Source organism: Streptomyces sp. NPDC047085 (genome assembly GCF_040643735.1).
Classification (GTDB): domain Bacteria; phylum Actinomycetota; class Actinomycetes; order Streptomycetales; family Streptomycetaceae; genus Streptomyces.
In genome coordinates, this window is the sequence record NZ_JBEYUW010000009.1 from 14,519 (window position 1) to 28,786 (window position 14,268).

13 protein-coding genes are annotated in these 14,268 nt (G+C 71.5%); 3 read left to right on the forward strand and 10 right to left on the reverse strand.

Annotation, left to right across the window (positions count from 1 at the left end):
- Positions 1-280: 280 nt before the first annotated feature.
- The 3 genes from ABZ865_RS27125 to ABZ865_RS27135 all read right to left on the reverse strand — a co-directional run bounded on the left by ABZ865_RS27125 (position 281) and on the right by ABZ865_RS27135 (position 1,805).
- Positions 281-733, reverse strand: coding sequence for a chaplin (locus ABZ865_RS27125; protein ID WP_361235521.1), 453 nt, complete (start codon positions 731-733; stop codon positions 281-283).
- A 119-nt stretch (positions 734-852) separates the two neighbouring features.
- Entirely contained in the window at positions 853-1,080 is a 228-nt protein-coding gene (locus ABZ865_RS27130; protein WP_361235524.1) for a chaplin, read from the reverse strand.
- A gap of 311 nt (positions 1,081-1,391) precedes the next feature.
- A complete protein-coding gene (locus ABZ865_RS27135) occupies positions 1,392-1,805 on the reverse strand; it encodes a rodlin (protein ID WP_361235527.1) in 414 nt (137 codons plus the stop codon).
- Between the two features lie 258 nt (positions 1,806-2,063).
- Between ABZ865_RS27135 and ABZ865_RS27140 the strand changes: the two genes are divergently transcribed.
- Together ABZ865_RS27140 and ABZ865_RS27145 are read left to right on the forward strand one after the other, a co-directional pair.
- The gene (locus ABZ865_RS27140; protein ID WP_361235530.1) at positions 2,064-2,462 is read left to right on the forward strand and encodes a rodlin; all 399 of its coding nucleotides are present in this window, start codon (positions 2,064-2,066) and stop codon (positions 2,460-2,462) included.
- A gap of 253 nt (positions 2,463-2,715) precedes the next feature.
- The gene (locus tag ABZ865_RS27145; protein WP_361235533.1) at positions 2,716-3,123 is read left to right on the forward strand and encodes a rodlin; all 408 of its coding nucleotides are present in this window, start codon (positions 2,716-2,718) and stop codon (positions 3,121-3,123) included.
- 84 nt (positions 3,124-3,207) lie between these two features.
- On the opposite strand, the gene ABZ865_RS27150 is transcribed toward ABZ865_RS27145, so the two are convergent.
- Together ABZ865_RS27150 and ABZ865_RS27155 are read right to left on the reverse strand one after the other, a co-directional pair.
- Entirely contained in the window at positions 3,208-4,071 is an 864-nt protein-coding gene (locus tag ABZ865_RS27150) for an ABC transporter permease (protein ID WP_361235537.1), read from the reverse strand.
- Positions 4,068-6,725 carry a CocE/NonD family hydrolase gene (locus ABZ865_RS27155; protein WP_361235540.1) on the reverse strand — a complete coding sequence of 886 codons (2,658 nt, stop codon included), beginning with the start codon at positions 6,723-6,725 and terminating at the stop codon, positions 4,068-4,070. Before ABZ865_RS27155 ends, ABZ865_RS27150 begins: the two co-directional genes overlap by 4 nt.
- Positions 6,726-6,842: 117 nt before the next feature.
- On the opposite strand from ABZ865_RS27155, the gene ABZ865_RS27160 reads away from it, so the two are divergent.
- Entirely contained in the window at positions 6,843-7,268 is a 426-nt protein-coding gene (locus ABZ865_RS27160; RefSeq protein WP_361235543.1) for a GNAT family N-acetyltransferase, read from the forward strand.
- A gap of 42 nt (positions 7,269-7,310) precedes the next feature.
- On the opposite strand, the gene ABZ865_RS27165 is transcribed toward ABZ865_RS27160, so the two are convergent.
- From ABZ865_RS27165 to ABZ865_RS27185, 5 genes are all read right to left on the reverse strand, one after another.
- The gene (locus ABZ865_RS27165; RefSeq protein ID WP_361235546.1) at positions 7,311-8,717 is read right to left on the reverse strand and encodes an APC family permease; all 1,407 of its coding nucleotides are present in this window, start codon (positions 8,715-8,717) and stop codon (positions 7,311-7,313) included.
- Between the two features lie 375 nt (positions 8,718-9,092).
- Positions 9,093-10,595 carry a CoA-acylating methylmalonate-semialdehyde dehydrogenase gene (gene mmsA / locus ABZ865_RS27170; RefSeq protein ID WP_361235549.1) on the reverse strand — a complete coding sequence of 501 codons (1,503 nt, stop codon included), beginning with the start codon at positions 10,593-10,595 and terminating at the stop codon, positions 9,093-9,095.
- Between the two features lie 16 nt (positions 10,596-10,611).
- Positions 10,612-12,498: a 3D-(3,5/4)-trihydroxycyclohexane-1,2-dione acylhydrolase (decyclizing) gene (gene iolD, locus ABZ865_RS27175; RefSeq protein WP_361235552.1), complete on the reverse strand. Its 1,887-nt coding sequence runs from the start codon at positions 12,496-12,498 to the stop codon at positions 10,612-10,614.
- Complete coding sequence (iolB, locus tag ABZ865_RS27180; RefSeq protein WP_361235555.1) at positions 12,495-13,319, reverse strand: 5-deoxy-glucuronate isomerase; 825 nt, start codon at positions 13,317-13,319, stop codon at positions 12,495-12,497. The genes iolD and iolB overlap by 4 nt, the downstream gene beginning before the upstream one ends.
- 7 nt (positions 13,320-13,326) lie before the next feature.
- Positions 13,327-14,259, reverse strand: a complete 933-nt coding sequence (locus ABZ865_RS27185; protein ID WP_361235558.1) for a deoxyribose-phosphate aldolase — start codon at positions 14,257-14,259, stop codon at positions 13,327-13,329.
- Positions 14,260-14,268 lie beyond the last annotated feature (9 nt).

Here is a 14,268-nt window from a genome sequence, read left to right on the forward strand (position 1 = left end):
GTCACTAAAGTTGCGGCCTCTCCCGCACGCGCGAGAGGCACCGCCGGGCATGCGCAATTCCCCGGCCCCGCCGCCGCGTACGACGGTGAGCGCCGGCCCCGCCCCCGGTTGCCGCCGGGCCCTGCGCCCCCGGCGGCAACCGGGGCGGCGCGGGCGACCCGCGGACACATCGGTCGGCACCCGGCTTTCGGCGACGGGTCCTGAGCCTCGCGCGCCCTGTCAACGGCGCGGAGTCACGGAGGCCGGCGGGGCCGTACCCCGGGTCCGGCCCCCCTGCACGCTACCGGCGGGACGCGGCTCGGCCGCGCCGGTACAGGACGATGCCGGCCGCGATCAGCGCAACGCCGGCGAACGAGGTCGCGATCATGACCGCCGCATCACCGCCCGTGCGCGGAAGACTGCGTGGCACCCTCCGGCGCCCGCCACCGCCGGGCGGCGGAGTGTGGTCGCCCCCACCGGGAGGCGGAGCCGCGTTCGAAGTCGAACCGTGGGCGTTCGCACAGGAGGTACCGAAAGCCGGATTCAGCGCGGCCGCCACCACGTCGGCGGAGTTGCCGCAGACGTTGACCGGGACATCCACCGGAACCTGGACGGTGTTGCCGGACAGTGCACCGGGGGATCCCTGTGCCGCGCCGTGCGCGCCCGAGTCGGCGAGCGCCCGGCCGCCGTACAAGGACAGCACACTCGTTGCTGCGGCGGCCACGACCACGCCCTTGCCGAGGGTCTGTCGCAATCGAGTTGTCTTCCTGCTCGAAGAAGTGGAAAGGCCGGCCTCGGAACACGGAATCGAAGGATCGACCGTCCGAGGCCGGCCAGAACACAGCCGGTGGGCTGATGCGTTGCGTTATGCGGTCAGGTGTTGCTGCAGGTGTTGCCGAACGCCGGGTTCAGCAGGGCGATGACGTCCACCGTGTTGCCGCAGGCGTTGACCGGAATGTGGATCGGGATCTGGACCGTGTTGCCGGACAGCACACCCGGGGAACCGGTGGCGGCGCCCTCGGCACCGGCATCGGCGAAGGCGGGGGCGGCACCGCCCAGGGCCAGGATCGCGCCGGCGACGACAGCAGCGCTCTTCTTCATGAACTTTTCCCTTCTCTGCGGTCATGCCCCTTTGTCGGCCGAAACCGAGCGAGCACAGCTTGAACGGCTCGCACCATGACCGGCAGGCTGTAGAACGAGGGATAGACAGGAGAAGAAACTACGGAACGCGCGTCGCCCCCCAATTCACTCGAACGCCCTCACAGAATTGACAGGTTGGCACAGTCGCCCCGGTGCGAAGAGAAACGCTTCTTCGAAGAGGAAGCAAAGACAGGGCCCGGAAAAACGACAAAAGCCGCTCGGGCGGCGCGGACATCGCACGCGCCGCCCGAGCGGTCCTCGGCCGGCTGGGATCAGCCGTTGCTGGTGCCGTTGGCGGACAGCGCGGAGATGCCGTCCAGGACGTGCGAGATCGGCTCGTCACCCTTGGCCTGGGTGGAGTTCTCGGCGCACTGCTGGTTCTGCGGGGCGGACAGGACCGGGACGTCCTGCACGCCGACGTTGGCCAGGACAGCCACCGCCGACTGCACGTCCGCCTTCGCGGGCAGGCCGACGCAGAGCTTGTTGAGCGAACTCTGGACCAGCGTGGTCTGCGGGCTCATGGCCCCATTGGTCGTGCTGTTGCCGAACGCCTCCGCGGCGTTGTTCCCGCTGTACGACGTGGTGCCCGTGTCGTCGCCGAGGGCAAGCGCCTGGGGGGCCGCCGCCGCCGACACACCGATGAGGGACGCGGCGACCGCCGCCGCGGCCATTGCCTTCTTCAGCATTTCGCTTTCCTTTCCTGACTCCTCGCCAAGACCCACGTTCCTGCCCTGGCATCAACCCGGCCGCGGCCGATTGGTTGCGGGAGATCACCCGATCGGATCGTTCGGACTCGGGGAACCGGTGGAATTCCCCGGCACCCACCCAGGCGCGTTTTCTTCCCGGTCATGGGCCATTGGGGTGAACGGGAGCAACTCGTCAGGGGTATCGGCAGTTGATCCGGTCGCTCCGGTGGACGGGGTTTCTTCAGAAGGGAATTGCAAGTGATCAAGAAGGTTCTGGCCTCCGCCGCGGTCGCCGCTGCCGCCGTCGGCGCCGCGTCGCCTGCCCTGGCCATCGGCAACGACACCGGCACGACCACCTACAGCGGCAACGGCGCCATGCAGTCGTTCGGCAACTCCGCCACGTACGGCAACATGAGCCCGCAGCTCGCGCTCATCCAGGGCTCGTTCAACAAGCCCTGCATCGGTCTGCCCGCCAAGGTCAACGCCCAGTCGATCCTGGCCCTGGCCAACGTCGGCGTCCAGGACATCCCGGTCCTGTCCGCCCCGCAGAACCAGCAGTGCACCGAGAACTCCACCCAGGCCAAGGGCGACGAGCCGCTCTCGCACGTCCTGGACGACATCTCCGCACTGGCCGGCAACGGCACCGGCAACGGCTGATCCGGAGATCTCCGGGCCCCCACGCGGGCTCCGGACGGCGGGCCGCCGACTCCTCGGCGGCCCGCCGTCCTGCCTCCGGTCGGTCCTGCGAACGCCCCAGATGGCGTAGGCGCGTTCAGCCTCAGGGGGGCGTTTGTGCATTCATCGGACTGCACTGGTCCAATCGGGGCATAAACCGCAACCACGGCGGAGTCTCCGCCGTTGACGATCACGCAGCTCCTCCCCGGAGTCCGCCTTTCGAAGGGAAATCAACATGAAGAAGCTGTGGGCAACCGCGGCTGTCGCCGCCTCCGTCGCCGGTCTCGCGGGTGTGGCCGCCCCCCAGGCCCTCGCGCTGGGCGACGACAACGGCACGACCTCCTACAGCGGTAACAGCGCCACTCAGTCGTTCGGCAACTCCAGCACGAACGGCGACCTGAGCCCGCAGCTGTCGCTGGTCCAGGGCTCGCTGAACAAGCCCTGCGTCGGTCTGCCCGCCAAGGTCAACGCCCAGTCGATCCTGGCCCTGGCCAACGTCGGCGTCCAGGACATCCCGGTCCTGTCCGCCCCGCAGAACCAGCAGTGCACCGAGAACTCCACCCAGGCCAAGGGCGACGAGCCGCTCTCGCACCTCCTGGACGACATCTCCGCGCTGTCGGCCAACGGCACCAGCAACGGCTGATCGAGCGCGCCGCCGCGGCGGGTCACCGGTTCCCCCGGTGACCCGCCGTCGTGTTGTCCGCCGGCCCGGAACGCGAGCTGAGCCTCAAGAGACGATGTCCTTGCGGGCGAACCCCCGGAAGGCCAGGGCGAACAGCACCAGGGCGTAGGTGACGGAGATGGCGGTGCCCTGGATCATGCCGGTCCACTCCAGGTGGGGCTGGACGGCGTCGGCCCAGGCGAACTGCCAGTGCGCGGGCAGGAAGTCGCGCCAGTGGCCGAGGGCGGTGACGGCGTCCAGGACGTTGCCGACGATGGTCAGGCCGACCGCGCCGCCGACCGCGCCGAGCGGGGCGTCCGTCCTCGTCGACAGCCAGAACGCCAGCCCCGCGGTGACCAGTTGGGACACGAAGATGTACGCCACCACGACCACCAGGCGCTGTGCCGCCGTGCCCGCGTCCAGCGCGCCGCCGGTGGGGATCTGCAGCGGGCCCCAGCCATAGGCGGCCGTGCCGACCGCGAGGGCCACGACCGGCAGCAGCACCATCGCGGCCAGGCTCATCCCGAGCCCCACGACGAGCTTGGACCACAGCAGCCGGGCTCTGGGCACGGGCGCGGCCAGCAGATAGCGCAGGGACGACCAGCCGGCCTCCGAGGCGACCGTGTCCCCGCAGAACAGGGCGACCGGGATCACCAGCAGGAAGCCCGCCGAGACGAACAGGTTGACCGCGGCGAAGTTGGCGCCGGACGCGGTGGCCGTGTCCATCAGCGTCACCTGGCCGTTGCGTCCGGACGGGCTGCCTCCGATGGCGAACGCGGTCAGCAGGACGAACGGCAGCACGGCGAGGATCGCGCCCATGACCAGGGTGCGGCGCCGCTTGAGCTGGCGGACCAGCTCCACGCGCAGGGGCAGGGTGTGGCCCGCGCGGTAGCCGGAGGCCGTCTCGGTGCGCTCGGCCAGCGTGCTCATGCGGAACCTCCGATCAGGGTGAGGAAGGCGTCTTCCAGGCGCCGGTGGGGGCCGACCGAGGCGACGGGCACCTCCAGGCGCACCAGCTCCACGACCAGCCGCTCGGCGGTGCCGCCGGGGTCGAGACGGACCAGCAGCCCGTCCTCGGTGCGGACGGCGGAGGCGACGCCGGGCAGCGCGGCCACCTTCTCCACGACCGGCTCCTCCACGGGGGTGCCGGTGCCGACCAGCAGCGTGTCGCCGGAGCCCACGATCTCCCCGACCGGGCCCGCCTGGACGAGGCGGCCGCGGTCCATCACCACGAGGTGGGTGCAGGACTGCTCGACCTCGGCGAGGAGGTGGCTGGAGACGATGACCGTGCGGCCCGCGGCCGCGTAACGGATCATCACCTCGCGCATCTCGCGGATCTGGGGCGGGTCGAGTCCGTTGGTGGGCTCGTCCAGGATGAGCAGGTCGGGCAGGCCGAGCATGGCCTGGGCGATGGCCAGGCGCTGACGCATGCCCTGGGAGTAGGTGCGCACCGCGCGGGCGAGGGCGTCGCCGAGGCCGGCGATCTCCAGGGCCTCGCCCAGGTGGGCGTCCTCGGGCGGGCGGCCGGTGGCCCGCCAGTACAGCTCCAGGTTCTCCCGGCCGGACAGGTGCGGCAGGAAGCCCGCGCCCTCCACGAAGGCGCCGACCCGCGACAGCACGGGTGCGCCGGGGCGGATCGCGTGCCCGAAGACGCGGATCTCGCCGCCGTCCGGGGTGATCAGGCCCATCAGCATGCGCAGGGTGGTGGTCTTGCCCGCGCCGTTGGGCCCGAGCAGGCCGAGGACCTGGCCCTTCTCCACGCGGAAGGACAGGTCGCGCACCGCGTACCGGTCGGTGGACCGGGCGTACCGCTTGCTCAGGTCGCTGATCTGGAGCGGGACGTCGGCGAGGTCCGGGTCGGGCGCGGGCGCGGTCGTACGGCGGCGGGCGGTGAGCAGCAGGGCGAGCGCGGCGAGGGCGCCGGCCAAGGGCAGCCACCACACCCAGGCGGGCAGCGGGGCCGCGGCGGTGGTGACGGCGGGGGCCGTCGGCACGCTCAGGTCCCCCTTGAGGGAGACGGTGTAGGTCGCCGGGGCGGCCGGTGAGGCGTAGCCGAGGTCGGTGGAGGCGAGGACCAGGCGGAGCCGGTGGCCCTTCTGCACCTCGTGGTCGATCGCCGGGAGGGTGATCGTGACGTCCTTGCCGGCCTTGGCGCCGGTGACCCGCAGGGGTGCGACGAGCTGGGAGGGGAGCACCTGCTGGATGCCGTCGGGGCCGACGTCGTACACCTTGCCGAACAGGACGGCGTCCTCGGCGGTGGAGGTGACGTGGGCGGTGACCGTCGGCGAGCCGGTGATGCGCAGGCCGGTGCGCAGGGGCGCCGAGTCGAACCTGGCGTACTGGCCGGGGAAGTCGAGGGAGATGCCGACGCCGAGCGCGGACAGCTGGGAGAGTCCGCCGGAGCCGCCGAGGCCGGGCAGGGCGGAGACGCCGGGCGGGCTGGCGCCGGCGGGGTTGGCGAGGTGCTGGGTGCCGCCCCTGAGGGCGATGGCCTTCTGGTGGTCGTGCAGGCCGGGGTAGGTCTTGGCGCTCGCGCCGCGCAGCTGGGCGGCGCCGTCGGTGGAGTCGACGCCTCCGGTGCGGGTGACGCGGAAGGCGGGGCCGGTGCCCGCGGACGTGTCGCCCTTGAGGTAGCGGTCGAACCAGGCCGTCACGCGGCCCTGGACCCGGCCGGTCTCCATGTCGCCGCCGTCGTGGCCGCCCGCGATCCAGTCGACGTCGACCGGGGCGCCGTTGGCCCCGATCGCCTTCTGGGCGGCGTCGGACTGGGCGAGGGTGAACAGGGAGTCGGTCTGGCCCTGCACCAGCAGGGTGGGCACCTTGATGCGGCCGGCGACCGCGGACGGCGAGCGCTCCTCCAGCAGGGCGCGGGCGGCGGCGTCCGGGGTGCCGGACTCGGCGACCCGGTCGTACATCCGGCACAGATCGGGCTCGAACTTCGCGCAGCCGCCGCCGGTGTTGAAGAAGACGCCGGCCCACAGCTTCTTGAACACGCCGTCCGGGAACAGGGCGTCGGCGAGGTTCCAGTAGGTGATGGCCGGGGCGATGGCGTCGACCCGGTGGTCGTACCCGGCGGCGAGCAGGGAGATCGCGCCGCCGTAGGAGCCGCCGGCCACGCCCACGCGCGGGTCGCCCGCCTTGTCGAGGCGGACCTGGGGCTGCCGCGCGAGCCAGTCGATGAGCCGGGAGACGTCGGCGACCTCGTGCTTCGGGTCGTTCAGCCCGATCTTTCCGGTGGAGTGGCCGAAGCCGCGCGCGGACCAGGTCAGCACCGTGTACCCGTCGCGGGCGAGGTCCTCGGCCTCCTGCCGTACGTCGTCCTTGCTGCCGCCGAAGCCGTGCCCCAGCAGGACGGCGGGGCGGCGGCCGGTGGAGGCGCCGGTGAAGTAGGAGGTGTCGATGCGCGTCCCGTCGGCCATGGTCATGACCCGGTCACTGCGGTGCACCGGCGGCGGGTCGTCGGAGGCGACCGCCGTCCACGTGCCGGCACCGGCGAGCACCACGACAGCGGCCGCGGCGGCCATCAGCCGCCGCGGCCCCTTCAGCAGCCCTCGCAGCGCGGGCGCGGGCACTCGAAGATCCATGCCTCAACGGTACGGGCCGCCACCGACAACGGCGGCTGCCCCCGGTCTGAACCCGGGCCCCTCCCTGGGGAGTACGGGGCTCCCGTCGCGTACTTCGGACGTGGTACGAGAAGCCCCATGGAGATTCGCCGGGCCACCACCGTCACCGAGCTCACCGCCGCACAGCACCTCTTCGACCACCCCGTGCGCCCCGAGTGGGCGGAGCGTTTCCTCACCACCGCCGGGCACCACCTGTTCCTCGCGTACGAGGACGGGGCGGACGGCGGGGACGTCCCCGTCGGCTTCGTCAGCGGGGTCGAGACCGTGCACCCCGACAAGGGCACCGAGATGTTCCTGTACGAGCTGGGGGTCGGTGAGCCGTACCGGCGCCGTGGCATCGGGCGGGCGCTGGTGCTGCGGCTGGCCGGGCTGGCGCGGGAGCGGGGCTGCTACGGCATGTGGGTCGGGGTCGACACCGGAAACGACGTCGCCCTTGCCGCGTATCGCAGTGCGGGCGGCAAGGACGACGGGACGTGCACGGTGATGACGTGGGACTTCACATGACGGCCGCTCACGGCCGCTCACGGCCGCTGACGGCGGCGGCCGTCAGGCCTGCGCGTCCTCCGGGATGGACACCAGCCAGCGGGTGTCGCGGCGCGGGCGGAGGTAGAGGGCCCAGTAGAGGGTGGCGACCGCGGTGATGCCGCCGGTCCACAGCAGGTAGCTCGCCTCCTGCTGGGTCAGGATGTACGCGAGGACCGCGATCAGCAGGACGGGCATCGCGGGCCACAGCGGCATCCGCCAGGCCGGCGTGTGCTTGTGGGAGCCGCGGCGGGAGAGCAGGGCGGCGACCGCGACCAGCAGGTACATGCCCGTGACCGAGACGCCGGTGACGCCGTAGAGGGTGTCCAGGTTGACGAAGCAGAGCAGCGCGCCGGGGACACCGACCGCGAGCGTGGCGACCCAGGGGGAGCCGAAGCGGCCGAGCTTGGAGAAGACGTTGTTGACGGGCTCGGGCCAGGCCTTGTCGCGGGCGGAGGCGAACAGGACGCGGGAGTTCTGGATGACCATGACGATGCCCGCGTTGATGATCGCGAGGGCCACGCACAGGCTCACGAAGGTGCCGACCGCGGAGTTGGACCAGGCGGTGACCATGGAGCTGATGTCGCCGCCGGTCAGCTCCTGGAGGTCACCGGCGCCCATGGTGATGGCGGCGACCGGGACCAGGATGATCACGGTGGAGATCGCGAGGGTGGCCAGGACCGTGCGGGCGACGTTGCGGCGCGGGTGCTCCAGCTCCTCGGAGAGGTAGACGGCGGTCGAGAAGCCCTGGGTGACGAAGAGGGCGATGGCGAGCCCGGAGACGACCAGCATGGCGGTCACGGTGTCGGTGTGGCCGTGTTCACCGGCCACCTGCATGGAGACCAGGCTGCCCATCCCGCGGTGGCTGTGCGAGAAGCCCAGCAGGGCGACGACACCGGCGGCGATGACCTCCAGGACCAGGAAGATGCCGGTGATCCAGGCGTTGGCGCGCAGGTCGAGCAGGCCGGCGAGGGTGGCGAGCAGCATCACGCCGGCGCCGGTCATGGCCGGGTCGAGGTGGACGATGGGCGCCAGATAGTCCGCCGTGCCCATCGCGATGACGGGCGGCACGATCATGACGACCAGCAGGGACAGCACGAAGACCAGCCAGCCCGCGAGCCGCCCGGCCATCGTCGACACCATGGCGTACTCGCCGCCCGCGCTGGGGATGAGGGTGCCCAGCTCGGAGTAGCAGAACGCCACGGCGATACAGAGGAGGGAGCCGATGGCGATCGTGAGGGCGGTGGCGGTGCCGAGGGAGCCGAAGAGGTCGGGGACGACCACGAAGAGCGTGGAGGCGGGCGTGACGCACGACAGCGTCAGCAGGGTGCCTCCGACGACGCCGATGGAACGCTTGAGCTTCTGAGGGCTGTCGGAGGCGTCAGGGGCCTCTATGACAGCTGTGTCGACAGGGCGGAGCGTGTCGGTCATGCGGCGGTTCCGATCGACTGGTGCGAGTGAGGGTGGGGTCGGGAGCGCTATCGCCTCCGGCGGCTCGTCGTGCGGTCCTCTGGTCCGCTCCCGGCGCTGCATAGAACCCCGACGAAAACCACCACGTCAATGGCCGTTTACCTTCGGAATCCGCACCCGCGCCACGGCGCATCTCACATCACTTTCCCAGGCCGTGAAGCCCTATTGGAGCATCCATCAAGCCCTGGCCGAATGTGACCTTGCTTTCGAAGGTCATCCGCCCATAACCCCTTCGTCATCCGTTTCATCCCGCCGAAACGAGAATCGCAGCCAAGGCGTCAAAAAAATGTCAGGCCGTCCGGAATCCGGACGGCCTGACAAGGGGCTGCGGAGGGCTCAGTGGTTGCGCGGGAAGCCGAGGTCCACGCCCGCCGGGGCCTCGGACGGGTCGGGCCAGCGGGTGGTGACGACCTTGCCGCGGGTGTAGAAGTGCGTGCCGTCGTTGCCGTAGATGTGGTGGTCGCCGAAGAGCGAGTCCTTCCAGCCGCCGAAGGAGTGGTAGCCCACCGGCACCGGGATCGGCACGTTCACGCCGACCATGCCGGCCTCGATCTCCAGCTGGAAGCGGCGGGCGGCGCCGCCGTCCCGGGTGAAGATCGCGGTGCCGTTACCGAACGGCGAGGCGTTGATGAGGGCCACGCCCTCCTCGTACGTGTCGACGCGCAGCACGCACAGCACCGGGCCGAAGATCTCGTCCTGGTACGCCTTCGCACTGGTCGGCACCTTGTCGAGCAGCGAGATGCCGATCCAGTGGCCGTCCTCGAAGCCCTCGACCGTGTAGCCGGTGCCGTCCAGGACCACCTCGACGCCCTCGGCGGCGGCGCCCTCGACGTACGACGCCACCTTGTCCCGGTGCACCTTGGTGATGAGCGGGCCCATCTCGGACGTCGGGTCGTTGCCCGGGCCGATCTTGATCTTCTCGGCGCGCTCGCGGATCTTCTCCACCAGCGTGTCACCGATCGAGCCGACGGCGACGACGGCCGAGATGGCCATGCAGCGCTCGCCCGCGGAGCCGTAGGCGGCGGACACGGCGGCGTCGGCGGCCGCGTCCAGGTCGGCGTCCGGCAGGACCAGCATGTGGTTCTTGGCGCCGCCGAGCGCCTGCACGCGCTTGCCGTGGGCGGAGGCGGTGGTGTGGATGTAGCGGGCGATCGGGGTCGAGCCGACGAAGGAGACGGCCTTGACGTCCGGGTGCTCCAGCAGGCGGTCGACGGCCACCTTGTCGCCGTGGACGACGTTGAAGACGCCGTCGGGCAGCCCGGCCTCGGCCAGCAGCTCGGCGATCTTGATGGAGGCCGACGGGTCCTTCTCGGACGGCTTCAGCACGAAGGTGTTGCCGGTCGCGATGGCGATCGGGAACATCCACATCGGAACCATCGCCGGGAAGTTGAACGGCGTGATGCCCGCGACGACACCGAGCGGCTGGCGGATCGCCGCCACGTCGACCCGGTTGGCGACCTGCGTGGACAGCTCGCCCTTGAGCTGCACGTTGATGCCGCAGGCCAGGTCGACGATCTCCAGGCCGCGCGCGACCTCGCCGAGCGCGTCGGAGTGCACCTTGCCGTGCTCGGCGGTGATCAGCTCGGCGATCTCGTCGCGGTGGGCGTCGAGCAGCGCGCGGAACTTGAAGAGGATGGTGGTGCGCTGCGCGAGCGAGGACTGGCCCCAGGTCGCGAAGGCGTCCTTGGCCACCGCGACCGCCGCGTCGACCTCCTCCACGGAGGCGAAGGCGACCTTCGTGGTGACCGCGCCGGTCGCCGGATCCGTGACCGGACCGTACGTGCCCGACGCGCCTTCGACGGTCTTCCCGCCGATCCAGTGGTTGACGATCTTCGTCATGCCCAGAGACTCCTTACTACAGATGGCGGCGTCGGGTCGAGACGTGCCGTTCGTACAGCTCACGTGCCTTGACCGCCGACGGTCGGGTCGCGGTCTCGGCCACAGGAACATCCCACCAGGCCTGCGCCGGAGGCGCGCCCGACACAGTGTCGGACGTTTCGGTCTCCACGTAGACACATGTGGGAGTGTCGGCGGCCCGCGCCTCGGCGAGCGCCGTGCGCAGCTCCTCCACGGTCTTCGCGCGCAGCACCCGCATACCCAGGCTGGCCGCGTTGGCGGCGAGGTCGACGGGCAGCGGGGCGCCGGTGAAGGTGCCGTCCTCGGCGGTGTAGCGGTACGCGGTGCCGAACCGCTCACCGCCCACCGACTCCGACAGGCCCCCGATCGAGGCGTACCCGTGGTTCTGCACGAGCAGGATCTTGATCGCGACGCCCTCCTGGACGGCGGTCACGATCTCCGTCGGCATCATCAGATACGTCCCGTCACCGACCAGCGCCCACACGTTCCGCTCGGGCGCGGCGAGCTTCACGCCGATCGCGGCCGGGATCTCGTAGCCCATGCAGGAGTAGCCGTACTCCAGGTGGTACTGGTCGTACGACCGCGCCCGCCACAGTTTGTGCAGGTCGCCCGGGAGCGAGCCGGCCGCGTTGATGATGATGTCCGACTCGTCCACCAGGGCGTCGAGGGCGCCGACGACCTGCGGCTGGGTCGGCCGTACGTCCGGTTCGTGCGCCTCGAAGCAGGCGTCGACGCGCTGCTCCCAGCGCTCCTTGTCCTCGGTGTACTCGCGGACGTACGAGCGGGCGACCCGGTGCCCGTGCATCACCAGCGCCTCGGTCAGCTCGCCCAGCCCGCTGCGGGCGTCGGCGACCAGCGGGAGCCCGGCCAGCTTGTGGCTGTCGAAGGGCGCGATGTTGAGGTTCAGGAAGCGGACGTCCGGGTTCTCGAAGAGGGTGCCGGAGGCGGTCGTGAAGTCGGTGTACCGGGTGCCCACGCCGATCACCAGGTCCGCGGTGCGGGCCAGCTCGTTCGCGGTCGCGGTGCCGGTGTGGCCGATGCCGCCGACGTCCTGCGGATGGTCGTGGCGCAGGGAGCCCTTGCCGGCCTGGGTGGAGGCGACCGGGATCCCGGTGGCCTCGGCGAACTCGGCGAGGGCGTCCTCGGCGCGGCTGTGGTGGACCCCGCCGCCCGCGACGACCAGGGGCCGGCGCGCGGCCCGGATCGCCTGGACGGCCTCGGCCAGTTCCGCGGGGTCCGCGCCCGGCCGTCGTACGGTCCACACGCGCTCGGCGAAGAAGTCCTCCGGCCAGTCGTACGCCTCGGCCTGCACGTCCTGCGGCAGGGCGAGGGTCACCGCGCCGGTCTCCACCGGGTCGGCGAGGACCCGCATGGCCTGCAGGGCGCTGGGGATCAGGGCCTCGGGCCGGGTGATCCGGTCGAAGTACCGGGACACCGGGCGCAGCGTGTCGTTGACCGACACGTCGCCGGCGTACGGCACCTCCAGCTGCTGGAGGACCGGGTCGGCGGGGCGGGCGGCGAAGACGTCGCCGGGCAGCAGCAGGACCGGCAGGTGGTTGATGGTCGCGAGGGCGGCGCCGGTGACCAGGTTGGTCGCGCCCGGGCCGATGGAGGTCGTCACCGCGTGCGTGGACAGGCGGTTCGACTGGCGGGCGTAGCCGACCGCCGCGTGCACCATGGACTGCTCGTTGCGGCCCTGGTGATACGGCATCAGCCCGGGGTACTCGACGAGCGCCTGGCCGAGCCCGGCCACGTTGCCGTGCCCGAAGATGCCCCAGGTGGCGCCGATCAGCCGGTGCCGTACGCCGTCGCGTTCCGTGTACTGGGCGGCGAGGAAGCGGACGAGCGCCTGCGCGACCGTGAGTCTCGTCGTCGCGGTGGTCATCGGTACCCCCCTGTGGTCTGTGCGTGGTCGGGGTGGAAGCAGATCCGCCACTCGCGCGTGGCGCCGGGTCCGGCCATGACGTTCAGGTAGTACATGGTGTGCCCGGGCTGGGCGATCGACGGGCCGTGCCAGCCGTCGGGGACGAGCACGGCGTCGCCGGTGCGCACCTCGGCGAGGACGTCGGCGCCGCCCTCCCGCGAGGGGAACACACGCTGGTAGCCGAGCCCGCCCGGGCCGTCGATCTCGAAGTAGTAGATCTCCTCCAGCTCGGACTCCTCGCCCGGCCGGTGCTCGTCGTGCTTGTGCGGCGGGTACGAGGACCAGTTGCCGCCGGGGGTGATCACCTCGACGGCGATCAGCTTGTCGCAGTCGAAGGCGTCGGCGGAGGCGAAATTGCGCACCTGGCGGGCGCAGTTGCCGCTGCCGCGCTGTTCGACGGGGACCTCCGGCGCGGGGCCGTAGCGGGCGGGGAGTCGTCGCTCGCACTTCGCTCCTGCCAGGGCGAAGCGGCCTCCCGCGCCGGAGGCGATCTGGACCCGGGCGTCCCGGGGGGCGTACGCGAAGTCGGAGACGTCCGCGAACACGCTCTCCCGGCCCAGGAGTTGGATCTCGTTCTCTTCGATTCGCACCGTACATCCGCCCCGCAGCGGAAGCACGATCCATTCGCTGTCCCCGGTGGTGAACGTATGACTCCCGCCGGGCGCCAACTCGACGACGCGCAGGCTGCTGTGTGTCCAGCCGGCCAACTTGGGGTCGATGTCGACGGCGTACGGGGGGTTCGCGGTGGTGCCGTTCGGCAGGTGCAGGTCGGTGCTGGTCATGCGGCCCTCACAGCAGTCCTACGGCGGTGTCCACGGCGGCGGCCACGTCGCCGTCCGCCGGGTACAGCAGCGAGCGGCCGACGACCAGGCCGCGCACGGTGGGGAGTTGGAGCGCCCCGCGCCACTTCTCGTAGGCGGCGACCTGTTCCTCGGGCGAGTCGCCGATGTCTCCGCCGAGCAGCACGGCGGGCAGCGTGGAGGTCTCCATGACCCGGGCCATGTCGTCGGGGTTCTCGGTGACCGGCACCTTCAGCCAGGTGTAGGCCGAGGAGCCGCCGAGGCCGGAGGCGATGGCGATGGACCGGGTGACCGCCTCGGCGGACAGGTCGTTGCGCAGCCGTCCCTCCGGGGTGCGGCGGCTGATGAACGGCTCCACGAAGACGGGCAGCCGGCGCGCGGCCATGTCGTCGATGGCGCGGGCGGTGGACTCCAGGGTGGTCAGGGAGCCCGGGTCGTCGTAGTCGATGCGCAGCAGCAGCTTGCCGGCGTCGAAGCCGAGGCGCTGGATGTCCTCGGGGCGGTGGCCGGTGAAGCGGTCGTCCAGCTCGAAGCTCGCGCCCTGCAGGCCGCCGCGGTTCATGGAGCCCATGACGACCTTGTGGTCGAGCGCGCCGAGCAGGAGCAGGTCGTCGAGGATGTCGGCGGTGGCGAGGACGCCGTCGACGCCGGGCCGGGACAGCGCCAGGCACAGGCGTTCCAGCAGGTCGGCGCGGTTGGCCATGGCGAGCCCCCGGTCGCCGACGCCGAGCGCGCCCCGGGCCGGGTGGTCGGCGGCGACGATCATCAGCCGGCCGTTCTCGTTCAGCAGCGGGCGCCGGGCCCGGCGGACGGCGGCCTCGGCGATCGCCTCGGGATGGTGGGTGCGGATACGGACCAGCTCGGCGACGTCCACGCGGGGACGCCGGCCGGCGCCCCCGCCCTCGGTGTGCGTGCCCGCCACGCGCCCCGC